This window comes from Gilliamella sp. B14384G12, from assembly GCF_016101825.1.
Classification (GTDB): Bacteria; Pseudomonadota; Gammaproteobacteria; order Enterobacterales; family Orbaceae; genus Gilliamella; species Gilliamella apicola_N.
Map to the genome: position 1 here is coordinate 83,298 of NZ_JACFPU010000001.1, position 13,511 is coordinate 96,808.

At 29.7% G+C, this 13,511-nt stretch carries 9 protein-coding genes and 1 tRNA gene; 8 read left to right on the forward strand and 2 right to left on the reverse strand.

Annotation, left to right across the window (positions count from 1 at the left end; translation table 11 throughout):
- The first annotated feature begins 2 nt into the window (after nucleotides 1-2).
- The gene (fruA, locus tag H3S73_RS00375; RefSeq protein ID WP_198235901.1) at nucleotides 3-1,700 is read left to right on the forward strand and encodes a PTS fructose transporter subunit IIBC; all 1,698 of its coding nucleotides are present in this window, start codon (nucleotides 3-5) and stop codon (nucleotides 1,698-1,700) included.
- Nucleotides 1,701-1,755: 55 nt separating this feature from the next.
- On the opposite strand, the gene H3S73_RS00380 is transcribed toward fruA, so the two are convergent.
- A complete protein-coding gene (locus H3S73_RS00380) occupies nucleotides 1,756-2,331 on the reverse strand; it encodes a TIGR00730 family Rossman fold protein (RefSeq protein ID WP_198235900.1) in 576 nt (191 codons plus the stop codon).
- 146 nt (nucleotides 2,332-2,477) lie between these two features.
- Here H3S73_RS00380 and H3S73_RS00385 point away from each other — a divergent pair.
- The 5 genes from H3S73_RS00385 to H3S73_RS00405 all read left to right on the forward strand — a co-directional run bounded on the left by H3S73_RS00385 (nucleotide 2,478) and on the right by H3S73_RS00405 (nucleotide 10,719).
- A tRNA-Asn gene (locus H3S73_RS00385) sits at nucleotides 2,478-2,553 on the forward strand.
- Nucleotides 2,554-2,831: 278 nt separating this feature from the next.
- Entirely contained in the window at nucleotides 2,832-3,560 is a 729-nt protein-coding gene (locus H3S73_RS00390) for an outer membrane protein (RefSeq protein WP_198228653.1), read from the forward strand.
- A 395-nt stretch (nucleotides 3,561-3,955) separates the two neighbouring features.
- The gene (locus H3S73_RS00395) at nucleotides 3,956-4,690 is read left to right on the forward strand and encodes a carbonic anhydrase (RefSeq protein ID WP_198228652.1); all 735 of its coding nucleotides are present in this window, start codon (nucleotides 3,956-3,958) and stop codon (nucleotides 4,688-4,690) included.
- Between the two features lie 1,021 nt (nucleotides 4,691-5,711).
- The gene (locus tag H3S73_RS00400) at nucleotides 5,712-6,620 is read left to right on the forward strand and encodes a DUF5655 domain-containing protein (RefSeq protein ID WP_198235899.1); all 909 of its coding nucleotides are present in this window, start codon (nucleotides 5,712-5,714) and stop codon (nucleotides 6,618-6,620) included.
- Between the two features lie 58 nt (nucleotides 6,621-6,678).
- Nucleotides 6,679-10,719: an NACHT domain-containing NTPase gene (locus tag H3S73_RS00405; protein ID WP_198229111.1), complete on the forward strand. Its 4,041-nt coding sequence runs from the start codon at nucleotides 6,679-6,681 to the stop codon at nucleotides 10,717-10,719.
- A 383-nt stretch (nucleotides 10,720-11,102) separates the two neighbouring features.
- Here H3S73_RS00405 and H3S73_RS00410 read toward each other — a convergent pair whose 3' ends face one another.
- A complete protein-coding gene (locus tag H3S73_RS00410; protein ID WP_198229110.1) occupies nucleotides 11,103-11,534 on the reverse strand; it encodes a pyridoxamine 5'-phosphate oxidase family protein in 432 nt (143 codons plus the stop codon).
- Nucleotides 11,535-12,269: 735 nt separating this feature from the next.
- Between H3S73_RS00410 and H3S73_RS00415 the strand changes: the two genes are divergently transcribed.
- Both H3S73_RS00415 and H3S73_RS00420 read left to right on the forward strand, forming a co-directional pair.
- Nucleotides 12,270-12,569, forward strand: a complete 300-nt coding sequence (locus H3S73_RS00415; RefSeq protein ID WP_198235898.1) for a hypothetical protein — start codon at nucleotides 12,270-12,272, stop codon at nucleotides 12,567-12,569.
- A gap of 96 nt (nucleotides 12,570-12,665) precedes the next feature.
- Nucleotides 12,666-13,484: a haloacid dehalogenase-like hydrolase gene (locus H3S73_RS00420; RefSeq protein ID WP_370528782.1), complete on the forward strand. Its 819-nt coding sequence runs from the start codon at nucleotides 12,666-12,668 to the stop codon at nucleotides 13,482-13,484.
- The last annotated feature ends 27 nt before the right edge of the window (nucleotides 13,485-13,511 follow it).

The following is a 13,511-nucleotide window of genomic DNA, read 5'->3' on the forward strand; positions in this document are numbered from 1 at the left end:
TCATGAATATTTACATAATTGAGGGTAGTAATGCAGGCCCTGTTAATGGACGTTTGGCTAAAGCCGAATTGGTTTTAGCTGCTAATTCATTAAATTTAAACATAGTCGATAGTGTGGCATCTGCAGACGTAACTGTTGCTATTGGCTCAGGTGATGTCAGTGATAAAACAGTTATCGGTAAAAAGGTTTATGTTATTAGTGATCTTAATGATATTTTTGCTGATCCTAAACAAGTACTCATTGATGCACAAAGTAAAGCTTCTATTTTCGAACAATCGACACAAAGTAATACAAGCTCTGTATCAGGCAATGATGTAAAACGTATTGTTGCGGTTACCGCTTGTCCAACGGGTGTTGCTCATACATTTATGGCAGCCGAAGCGATTGAAGAAGAAGCGAAAAAACGTGGGTGGTGGTGTAAAGTTGAAACGCGTGGTTCGGTTGGTGTTGGTAATGAATTAACACCAGAAGAGGTGGCTTCTGCTGATGTAGTGATTGTAGCATGTGATATAGATGTCAATTTAAGTAAGTTTGCAGGTAAAAAGATGTACCGAACTAAAACCGGTCCAGCTCTTAAAAAGACTGCACAAGAATTAGATAGAGCTTTTGAAGAAGCTACAATCTATCAACCAACAAGTTCTGCTTCAACAGCAAAATCAAGTAATGAGAAGAAAGGTTTCTATCAGCATCTATTAACTGGTGTCTCTTACATGTTACCAATGGTTGTTGCAGGTGGATTAATTATCGCTTTATCATTTGCTTTTGGTTCATTTGAAATGGTTGATGGCGTACAAAAACTGGTAGGTGAATCTCATTTAGCAGAAATTGGTGGGCTTGCATTCTCACTGATGGTACCTTTACTTGCTGGTTATATTGCTTATTCTATTGCTGATAGACCCGGTTTAGCCCCAGGGCTTGTAGGTGGTTTACTTGCTGTTTCTACTGGTGCGGGCTTCTTAGGTGGTATTGTCATTGGTTATTTTGCTGGTTATTTAGCAATGTTAATTGCTAAGTATTTACCATTACCGAAAACACTTGAAGCATTAAAACCAATTCTTATTGTGCCATTACTTGCGACATTAGCTACTGGCTTAGTTATGCAGTTTATTGTTGGTACGCCGATCGCATGGCTAATGGGCGCTTTAACTGAGTGGTTGAAATCAATGGGAACAGCCAATGCAGTTCTGTTAGGTGCAGTTTTAGGTGGTATGATGTGCACTGATATGGGGGGACCAATCAATAAAGTTGCTTATGCATTTGGTACAGGCTTAATTTCGGCCCAAGTATACGCACCGATGGCAGCGGTTATGGCTGGCGGAATGGTTCCTCCTTTGGCTATGGGTATTGCTACATTAATTGCTCGTAAAAAATTTGCTAAAGCTGAACAAGAAAGTGGTAAGGCTTCATTAGTATTAGGTTTATGCTTTATCTCTGAAGGGGCTATTCCTTTCGCTGCTCGAGATCCATTACGTGTTATCCCTTGTTGTATTATTGGTGGGGCAATTACAGGTGGTTTAGCGTTAGCATTTGGTTCACAACTTATGACTCCACATGGTGGATTATTCGCTTTAGCTATCCCAGGCGTTGTTAAACCTGTTGGTGGTTATTTATTATCCATTTTAATTGGTTCTTTTGTGGCTGGTGTTGGTTATGCAGTTCTAAAACAGCCAGAATCAACTGCAGAAATGGCTTCTAATTAAAATCACTTATTTAAATGCAAAATGCCATCAATTGATGGCATTTTTTATTTTTGAATTATTTTTTTACCCAACGTTGCAAATCTTTAGGAATAAAATCATCCATTTTTTGTAGAATCGATTGTGGCTGATCAGACACAATTAAAGTTTTATAAAAACTGTCTCTAACAAATCCTTCATCAACAGTATGTTGTAAAAAATCCAGCATAGGTTGCCAAAATTTGGCTGGATTATACAATGCAACCGGTTTTTCATGATAACCAATTTGCATACTAGTCCAAACTTCAAAGATTTCTTCTAAAGTGCCTGTTCCTCCTGGCATAGCAATAAAGCCATCTGCTAATTCAGAAAGTCGCGCTTTACGTTGATGCATATTTTCAACAACTTCTAAACGAGTAATGTTATGGTGTGCTGTTTCGGCTTTGACTAGCCGCTCAGGAATAATTCCAATAACTTCACCACCATGATCTAAAACAGAATTAGCGATAATACCCATTAAACCTTTATTTCCACCACCATAAATTAATCGTCTATTTTGGTTCGCAATTAACATGCCTAATTGTTCTGCAGCTAGGTGATATTCTGGGCGATTACCTTCACTGGCTCCACAAAAAACACAAATATTTTTTTTCATAACTATTTTATTTACCTTAACTATATAATTTTATCTATTCTAACATGTTATGATTGAATTTGATTACAAGCTGAGCAATTAAGTTTAATTAATGTTTTTCACGTTGACATAATCGTTATAGATCGTTACTATCTTAACCCAAGTGTTCCTCCATAGTTCAGTCGGTAGAACGGCGGACTGTTAATCCGTATGTCACAGGTTCAAGTCCTGTTGGAGGAGCCAATTTTCTACTAAATTCCTTCCTTTTATCATTTAACTTTAGAATATCTTTATATAATAATATCAACTGCTATCTTTGACTTTTGTAAATATTTCGTTTTCGATATCGAGTAAAAATTCATTTAAAAATAGTTATTATATAATTATCTGCTTAATATCAATAAGTTAATAAAAAGATATAAGTGGTTTTTTTATTGATTTCTGATATTTGCTGGTTTACACTTGCTAAGTCTATTGAATGACATAAAAGTAATTTAAAAGGAAAGGAAAGGAAATAAAATATGAAAAAAACACTTGTTGCTTTGGCAACTATTGCCTGTTTTCCAGCTTTTGCTCAAACTGATACCACAGGACTTTATTTAGGCGGTCAATTAGGTGCGAGTATTTTAAAAGCAAACAGTATTAAAGATACGGTATCTTATTATAATTACTCTGAAGATTTTAAAATAGGATCTTTTAAGAAAGGCAAAATCGCAGGAGCATTAAATATTGGTTATAACTTCAAATATGATTATGACCTTCCTCTACGTGCTGAGTTATCTTATACGATGCGCGGTAATTCAAGTAAGAAATATGGTCACGGCTATAGCGATGTTGTCTTGCCTGACGATCATCTTAAAACAAGTGACAGTCACAAAGTTCGCATGCATACTTTAATGGTAAATGCATACTATGATATTGAAACTAATCGTTCAGTTACTCCTTTTGTTGGTGCAGGATTAGGTGTTGCTTTCACTAAATTGGATCAGACATATTCAGCACAATATGAAAGCGTTTATTATGATGGATCTGGTTCAGTTGGCATGTCAGATACAAAAACAAAATTTGCATGGAATTTAGCCGCTGGTGTGACTTATAATATTGATGAAAATTTAGATGTGGATTTTACTGCTCGTTATGTTAATGCTGGTAAAACTTCTATAAAAACAAATATTCAAGGTTTTAATGTAAAAGGTAGTGCTAAACTAAGTTCAATTGATTTATTAGCAGGTATTCGTTACGCTTTCTAGTATTTTATTTAAACAACAAAGGGCTTTTTTGCCCTTTTTTATTTTTTCTGTCAGTTTTTTCCAAACTTAATGCAAATTATACTACAAACTCATTATTTATATCTTTAGTAACCGATCATTATTTTTTATAATACCAGATGAATTTTCCTCCTTGAATTATAATCCTCTTTTTCATCATTATAAAAGTCAAGTTATTGATTTATAATTAATATTATAAACTATAGCTGTAAACAAAATAGTTAGATTGGATGATTTATTGATTTGAAATTACTTTGCTCAACAATAAAATAATTAATAAAAAAAAGAAAAAATTATGTTAATTGTTTGTGGTAAGGTTATTTTTTGTGGCGTATAATTTAACTCTCTTTTATTTAATATTTTAATGTAAATTTAAAATGAAACGAAATATAGTAATTGCAGCACTCATGTTAACGAGTCTATCTTGTGCAGCAGATCATACTTCGCATTGGGGTTATGAAGGTCAAGAAAAACCAGAAAATTGGGGCAAATTATCACCTGAATTTTCTACATGCGAAAACGGTAAGAATCAGTCACCTATTAACATTGACAATGTTTTAAAAACTCAGCATGAGAATTTAACGTTTTCTTTTGAAAAAGGTAAACAAGAAATTGTTAACAACGGACATACTATTCAGGTTAATGTTACTGGTAATAATCAGTTAATATTAGATGAGCAGATTTTTACGTTACAACAATTTCATTTTCATACACCAAGTGAAAATACTATTAAAGGTAAACATTATCCAATGGAGGCCCACTTTGTTTACAAAAATAAAGATGGAGAACTTACTGTTGTTGCCTTAATGTTTAATAACGGCGAAGCAAATCCTGAAATTGCGAAGGCTTGGCAACAAATGCCAGCAGAAGTGAATAATAAAATAATTTTAGACAAAACTGTTGATATCAACACATTATTTCCTAAAAAATTAGATTATTACCGCTTTAGTGGTTCACTTACAACTCCACCGTGTACTGAAGGTGTTAGATGGATTGTATTAGAACAAGCAGTAACTGCTTCAGATGAACAAATTCAAAAATTCCATTCAACCATGCATCATGACAACAACCGACCTGTTCAGCCATTGAATGGTAGAGTTATTGTTGATTAATGAATGATTTTAATTGGCTTTATTTATATTGATAATAGAGCCAATTGTTGCTATTTTCGAATGATAGATCTATCACATGGCAATCAATTGAAAACAACTTGTATCTAAAAGGACTTTCCTCATAAATGGATCTTGTTTTTTGTCAATGAACAAGAAGTTTAGATAATGAGCTCAGTTCCTGATGTCAGGGAATATAATAGAATTAACAAATTATTTAATTTTATTCTAATGACTCGGCTTCAGCTTCAACCCAAATTGAATCTATCAATAAAGATGAAATAATAACAACGCTTGAATGTATTATTGCATCATTTTTCCAAAAGAATCACTAATAAATTTAAGATTAATCCATCTGGGTAAGTACTGTGATCAGCCCACATTTATTCCGCTTCTAGACAAAACTATTTTGGTTTCAAAAAATTAATTTATATTTAAAAATCTTAAATCCCGATTTATTCATTTTAACTAAAAGCCAAATGGTGAAAGTTGGTTAGCTAAATATTTTGATGTAATTGAATGGATTGTCGATGAAATTAAAAATTATAAAAATAATATGTATGCTTTTTTATGAACATTCGACATATTGTGACAAATATCATGATCGAAAACCAAATATTATAGATTTTGATGTAATCGAAAAAGGCATTGTTGTTTCAAATTCTCAATATCGAGAATTTAAATAAATAGAACCTTGTTACGACATAGTAGAGAAAAATATTAATAATTATTGCATTTTCTATGTATTAAATAATAGCAATAATTAGAAACCACTGAAGACCGTTAATAATATTTTAGCTGGAGTTAATAAAGAAAAAGATATTTACTATCAAAATAATATTAGTAGTTATAATATATATTTGTATAAATAATCTTTTCCTATTGATTTTTATTAATTAAAATAAGGAGCTATTATCTAAAAATAGTTAGTTGTACTAATAATATTTGTAACGTTAATATATCAATTAAATAAAATTATACGAATAATTAGTAAATAGCAATATCTCTGTAATGGATAAAAACAATGCAAATCTTCTCAAATAAAAAACAATCTCTTATTCTTTTAAAAGAGAAACCATTTAAATTAGAAAAAGAAATCCAAACATTATTCGAAAATAATTTAGAGATGATTGGTAACTTAACTTTTGTAAAATCCGAATTTAGGATAAAAGATTATCGAATTGATACCTTGGTTTATGACGAAGAGTCAAAATCTTTTGTAATAATTGAATATAAACGTGATCGTAATTTAAGTGTTATAGATCAGGGTGTTACCTATTTGAACCTTATGCTCGATTATCAAGCTGATTTTATTGTTGAGTATAACGAATCCTGTCAAGCTAATTTGAAACGCAATGAAATTGATTGGTCACAAAGCAAAATTATTTTTGTTTCTCCAGCTTTTACTGATTATCAAAAGCAATCAACAAATTTCAAGGATTTAGCCATTGAGCTTTGGGAAATAAAACGTTTTGAAAATGATATGATCACTATCAATCCAATCAAACGTTCTAAATCAGCGCCAAGTATTAAACAAATTCAACATACCCAAAATTCACCTTTAGATAAAGTAACAAAAGAGTTAATTGTTTATGATGAAGATACTCATCTGAAAGATAAAAACGATGAAGTATCTGAGCTTTATGATAGTTTTAAAAATGCTATTTTAGCATTATCTGCCGATATCGAGATTTATCCTAAAAAACTATATATTGCTTTCAAAAAAGGTAAAAATAATATTGTTTCAATACATTTACAAAATAGATCACTAAAACTTTGGCTTAATGCTAAAAAAGGTAATCTAGATGATCCTAAAAAATTAACAAAAGACGTCTCAAATGTTGGTCATTGGTCGACTGGTGATTATGAGTTAACTGTGTCTGATACTAATAATTTAGAGTATATTATGAGCTTGGTGAAGCAGATTTTGTAAAAAATAAAATAACAAATTAATTTGATGATATATAAATACTAATAAAGAGAAATTATTGATGTCTAATTTTTACATATCAAGAAAATTAAGAGAAAATGGTAATTTAATTCAACAAAATGAAGCTTTTTCACCTCAAATTAAATATAAATTTATAATTTTATTAGCTGAACCTGGTGCCGGAAAAACAGCGCTTTTGTCAAATCTTGCAAAACAGTATGAAACTAAGTTTTATAGAGCAAATGTTATTAATACCAAATTATCCATCGATAAACAAAAAGTACTGATAATTGATGGATTTGATGAAGTTGCTAAATTAAATGAGAAATCCGCCATTGAATCTATTTTGACAAAAATAGAAAGTATTAATCCCGATATGACTGTTTTATCAAGTAGATCTAGTGAATGGGATGATATACGTAATACACAATTAATCTGTGATTATTTAGAACTTAATCGAAAAGAAATTAAAACATACTATTTATCACCATTAGATATTGATGAACAAAGATGTTTTTTTTATTATCATTGTAAGGAAAGCAATTTTTCTGATTTCTATAAGCAATTATCCATATTAGATTTGGAAACATTAATTAGTAATCCTCAATTACTATATCTTTTTATTGTAGCTTATAAAAAAGAGTCAAGTTTTGGGGCAAAATCAGATGTTTTTAATAATGCAATAAAATACCTTGCACAAGAACATAATACTAATACCCCTTCATTTGATAGATGTAAAACAGATGATTTAATAATTTTTGCAGAAGAAATTTTTACTAAAATATTATTATCAGGAGAGTCAGGTGTTAGCCTTTCAGAAAAAATTGAAATCAATAATTTTCATTACTTATTTGGTTTAAGTAAAGTTGAACCCAAAAAGATAAAACAAATTTTAGATACAGGGTTGTTTAAACAAGTAGATTCTTCATATCTTTATGAACCTATACATAGAATAGTCGCTGAATATTGTGCTGCTAATTATTTAGTTAAAAGAATAAAAAATCCAAGTGATGTGATAACATTGAATAGCTGTCTTTCCATTATTGCTCCTAATAATATTGTAAGAACCGAATTACGAGGGTTATTGGGTTGGATGGCATCACTAGGTAACGAAACCATTCAACAGGAAATAATTAAGCTCGATCCTTATGCGTGTATTGCAAATGGAGATCCATCATTACTATCACTATCTAGTAAAGATATATTAATCAATGAGCTGATTAAATTAGGAAAAGAAAATCCTTTATTTAGAGCAAGTGATGGGTATCGTAGTTTCAATTTTAAAGGTTTTCTTTCTCAAAGTATGACCTCAAAGATGAAAGAGGTTATTTTAAGTAATAAAATAGATTTTGATTTAAAATCTTTATTTGTCTCATTAATAAAAGTATCCGAATCAGTCTCTTTATTTCAGGACGAACTCATTATATTATTAATGAATTTAGATGAATCTGCTTATATTAGAAGAACTGCTTTGGAAGCATTAATCAGAGATTCAAATAATAATTGGCCTTTTATAACTGTTTTCCAACGTTTAATTAAACGTTGCGGAGAATATGATTTAGAATATGCTTCTACAATTACAGAAAAATTTGGTTCTCATACTATTGGCGAAGAAAATGTAATCCATCTTTTTAAAAAATTAGCTGACCTTTATCCCAAAAAAGAAAGCAGAAATATAGTTATAGGTGAACGATATTTTATTTATAAATTAATACAATCATTTAGTTTAGAGCATATAACAAATTTGCTTGATGCTTTAACGCCAACTATTAAATGTATATGCTCTTCGAAAGAAGAGTATAAATGCCAATGTAAAGTAGGGATTAGTAAAATCATTGGGCATTTATTGGATCGTTATTTTGAATTGGTAGATGATAATTATAATGCACATAAATTGGCATTGTGGTTAAAAGACCTAAGATATACAGAAACAACCAAGGTATGTAACAGCTTAAGCGTAACAACACTTTTATCTAATCCAATTTTAAAATATAACATTTATATCAATTTGATCGAATTAGAATGTTTTAGTTATTTTTATCATATAGCTAACTATCAAATTGTTCATTCAGGAATAATTCTAGATTTTGAAGACCGCATTAAACTTCTAGATTATGCTTTCAATTCAAATAATGTGGAAATATGGGGTCTTTTATTTTTTTCTCATAATCATTATTGGTATCAAAATAATAAAGAACAACAAATAATTTATAGGAGAAATTTACGTCACCAAGCATTACAAAATGAAGCTTTTATGAAGATATGGGCTAAAGATGTTGCTAACAGAAAGATTAAGAAAAAAGATAAAAATGATACATTAGGAAGAAAAATAGCTAGAAAGTCAAAAAAAATTAAAAAAAGAAATTTAGCTCGTTATGAATATACTAAAAAATATCTAAATAAGCATGAATCTATAATTTATAACGGAAAAGATTGGGGTTGGTTAACATTTTTTGCTAAGGGTTATTTAGTTGATAGACAAAAGATTATTAAATATAAAGATGTAAAATTTATTGAAGAAGCACTTATTAATGGCTTACAACTTCTCAAGTCTAAATTACCCTCTTTAGAAAGATTATCATTAAAAAATACAGTATCTAATAATTTTTATGATTCAATAATAATCCTTTTTGCAACTAGTTATGTTATTTTAAAAAAAAATGGAAATTTAAATCAAATATCAAAAGAGTATTTGATTTTATTATTTCCAAGACATAATGTTAGTTTTCCTGAAATAGTTGAAAAAGAGAAAAATTTATTTATTAATGAAATAAAAAAGACATTATTTCAATCTAATGCAGATAAAGAACTATTTATTCAAAGATATATGGTTCCTCAATTTATTTATTACCATGAAAGCATACTTTCGTTAAGCTGGTTGTTAAATATGGAAGGTTGGGAAGCTATAAACATTAGATATTGTATCGAGTGGATTCAATTGTATCCTAGAATGAATATAGATAATTTAAAAGTGATATTTACTTTTTTATGTAAGAATCATGAAGAAAATAAACTTATTGCCATTATTGATGAAAAAATTAAAAACTTCCTAATTACGAATGATAATATTATTGGACCACCTACACAAAATAGCTTAACTGAAAAGAAATTTTGGTTTGAAGCTGCTTTCTTCTTTTTAGATGATGATATTGATGAAGTTTGGTGTTATTTAAAGCAAGAGCCAGAAACAATAATTTTATTTTATAATTTGGTATCTCGTTGGATTGATTATAAAGAAAATTGGCCTACATTAACGGCAAAGAAAATTTATAAAATACTAGATTATTTTATAGATATTTGTGTGCCAACTGAAGAAACTCAAGCTTGGTCTAGAGATAATACCAGAGAAGAAAAAGAATATAGTACATTAGTAGCTTTAATAAAATATATAGATAAGGATTACAAAGATTGTTTTGATATTTTTAATAAACTATTAATTGATCCCCGCTTTGAAAAACTACATAAATATATTCTTCATCATTGCTATGAAGCTAAGAAAAACCTAATTTTGAATAATTATTTACCTCCTAAAATACAAGAAATAACCGGTTTTCTCGATAATAATAAAATTGTTAGTGTAGAAAGTTTGCGAGCCTATTTAGTTGAAAAATTGAAATGTTATCAGAAAGAATTAATAGGCCTTGAAACTAATCCTGTCAATGTTTTCTATCATTTAGATCAAAGAGTTGATGAAAATACTGCGCGTGATAGGATTGTTGACTGGCTTAGACCTTATTTGGCTCCTTTAGATATTATACTCAATATTGAGGCTTATATGAGTCAGAATAATCGGTGTGATTTTACCGCGACATTATCTTTAAATGGACAGGAACATTTATTAGTTATTGAAGTAAAAGGTCAATGGCATCCTAATCTCTATACTGCAGCGTCAGAACAATTATATGAACGTTATTCCATACATCCCAATGCAGAGGAACAAGGTATATATCTTGTTCTTTGGTTTGGTCAACAAGAGAAAGTAGCGAACAAAAAAAATCATTCGATAAATAATGCTCAAGAATTAAAAGTAAGCATACAAGAAAAAATGCCAAAAGAACTTGATGGAAAGATAGATATTTTTGTTTTGGATGTATCTAAATAATAATTTTCAGAACTTCAATATTAATTCACCAAATGACTTAGGCCAACTAATATTGAATTATTGGCATGAAATTTTGCGTTTTAATTCCAATGAAATAAATGCACGTACATTTCTGAGGACTGACATAGTCGGTGTGTAGTCGGTTTTTATGTGTATAAAAACAGTGTTTTTTATAAATATTTTATTTTAAGTTGTTTTTTAGGGGCGGAGGTTGAAAAAGGTCTTTTGAATCCTTTTCTGTAAATAATTTCATTTTTTTATATTTGTTGTCTTTCCGCCATTTATACCTCAAAAATAAAAAGTGATCCCTAAAATTAAGTATTTTTAATACTCACTTATTTTAGCTTTTTTATTTTTACCTGTATTGATATCGTCATCATAATTTAATGTTTTTTAGCGTTATAAGCTTGTACTTCAATTTTTATGACGATAATTGGTCTAACATTGCCTTCGGTAAATGAGAAATTTTTATTTGGTGCAACTTTATTCATCATTATTTGTAACGCCTCTATTTTTGCCGATGGTTCTTCAATAAAGGTTGCATACTCATTGCCGATAACACTGGCATAATTGAAAGAATATTTGTAGGCTTTTTCATTAGTAATTAATTGGTACCCTGTATCTAGCTCAAAGCTAAATAATCGATTTTGTTTGAGCAGTTCAACTTTAGTACCGACTTTAGCATCATGAATATAAAAAATAAGCTGATTGTTAGATGTTAATTCAAAACCAAAATTGACTGGGATAATATACGGAAAATCGCCATTATTCATGGCTAAACAAATAACATCAGTATGATCTAAAATATCGATCATTTCGTCGAGATTCGTTATTTACTTATCTTTGCGTCTCATAAATTTCCCTTTTTCATGTCCTAGATAACTTAGATTAAAATAATAATAGAACTTAGTCATTAATACTTTTGCAATTAAGATGACGACTTATATTAAATATAAACTTAAATTTCTACAAAATATGAAACAGTATTAAAACTTATGTTAGGTGTTAAATATTATTTTTATTGGTTTAATCTAATTCACTAACAGGCTTCCTCGGCTAAAGATAGCCTAAATCAATTTATATCTAAATTTATTTTTAAAATAAAAGATTTATAACTTACTTTGATAAATAAAAAATATTTTTATCTCTTGATTTATCGTGTTTTAACGGATTTAAAAGAGTATTAGTGAATAGTAAATTAATGGGGAAGATGAAAGTTAAATTATTTTAATTTTTTGTAGTTCAATTTACGAGCTAATGTGAAAACTGAATTTATTTTGTGAGGTTGACATACTATGCTTTACACAAAATATTATTTTTTAGTTTACTTTTGACAATTAAAAAAGTTGTTTATTTTCATATTGTAATACCGAAATTCTATATCTTTTTCTCCATTAAATTGAATTGCAAAAATATCTTAATATGTGATACAGATCACAGATATAAATAAATATCTCTAGCTTTTGGATAAGCAGATGAATTTTTGTGACCAGTACCGCAAAATTAATGTATATTAATTATATTGTTTCGTATAAAAATGTCTTAATAATATGAATATCAAACAATTAAAAAATATTATTACAGATATCACCATCTGGAAGAAAAGTTACCAACGTGAACTACAAAAACCTCTGAACCTGCGTTATGTTTTAACTCAGTATAAACAAGTTTATAAACAGCTGTTTGATTATCGAACCGAAATCAAAAAAAAATTATTAGAACAGTTAAGTAAATTTGCTCTGCAGAATAAAACACAATATCCCAATATGCCTTTCTGGCGTCTTAAAGGTGAACCGTTAAAGCAATTAATAAATGATAAAATTGATACTAAACCACAATTTGTAGAATAGGCTTTTGGAGTAGGAAGAGGGTAATAAAGAGTCACATTATAGGAACAATATAGCATTCTTATTGAACTTAAGACATTGTAAAGGAATAAATAATTGATTAAATGTGCATTAATTTATGATTTTGATGGAACGCTAGCAGAGGGTGATTGTGCCCAGCATGGTCTTATGCCAGCGTTAGGTATTACAGACATAAATGGTTTTTGGCGTGAAGTGAAACAACGAGCCAAACATGATGATGGTGATGAAATACTATCTTATCTTGGGCTCTTAGCAGAAAAAGCCAATCAACTTGGTTCTGATGAATTAAGTGAAGATAATTTAAAAAAGCATGGAAAATCGATCCCTCTCTTTCCCGGTGTTAATACTTGGTTCGAGCGTATTAATGAATATGCAACGGCTAATGAGATAGAACTACAACATTACATCATTTCAAGTGGTTTAGATGCTATGATCCGTGGTACAGAAATTGGTAATCAATTTAGTCAAATTTTCGCCTGTAAATATCATTATTCCCCGAATGGAAAACGAGTTATTTGGCCAGCTCAAGCGATAAACTATACAACCAAAACCCAATTTTTATTTCGAATAAACAAAGGAATTAAAAATTCTTGGAACAATGATGAAGTTAATAAATTTGTTGAGTTAGAAGAAAGAGATATTCCTTTTCAACGAATGATCTATTTTGGTGATGGTGATACCGATATCCCATCAATGAAAATGATTAGATACCAAGGTGGATTTTCCTTAGCGGTGTTTGATGAGCACAAATGGAAAGAACAACGTACACAAGAGAAAGTTGAAAAACTCATTGCTGAGGAACGAGCTAATTATGTTGTTCCCGCTAATTATCAGCAAGGTAGCCAGCTTGAAGTTACAGTAAGAGGTTTACTGAAATTGTTCAAACGTAAACAATAAGGTTAAACGATTTTCTTCTTAATGGAA